Source organism: Limosilactobacillus reuteri, assembly GCF_020785355.1.
Classification (GTDB): Bacteria; Bacillota; Bacilli; order Lactobacillales; family Lactobacillaceae; genus Limosilactobacillus; species Limosilactobacillus reuteri_I.
In genome coordinates this window covers 1-359 of record NZ_JAJGVH010000004.1, presented here as the reverse complement: position 1 = coordinate 359, position 359 = coordinate 1, and the positions used below count along the sequence as shown (strand labels likewise).

Sequence of the window (359 nt, the reverse complement as noted above, 5' to 3'; positions counted from 1 at the left end):
TCACTCATTGAGACTGAGTTACTCAAGCTTTCGCTCATCGATACCGAGTTACTCAAACTCTCACTCATGCTTACTGAGTTACTCAAACTTTCGCTCATTGATACGGAGTTGCTGAGGCTTTCGCTCATGCTTACTGAGTTGCTGAGGCTTTCGCTCATACTTACCGAGTTACTGAGGCTTTCGCTCATGCTTACTGAGTTACTCAAGCTTTCGCTCATTGATACCGAGTTGCTTAAGCTCTCGCTCATGGAAACGGAGTTACTCAAGCTTTCACTCATCGATACTGAGTTACTCAAACTTTCGCTCATTGATACGGAGTTACTCAAGCTCTCACTCATTGATATCGAGTTGCTTAAGCT

The 359-nt window shown here is 44.0% G+C and carries 1 pseudogene; it reads left to right on the top strand.

Annotated features, from left to right (window positions below):
* Positions 1 to 359 (top strand): annotated as a pseudogene (locus LMB56_RS00020) (hypothetical protein); the annotation flags it as partial.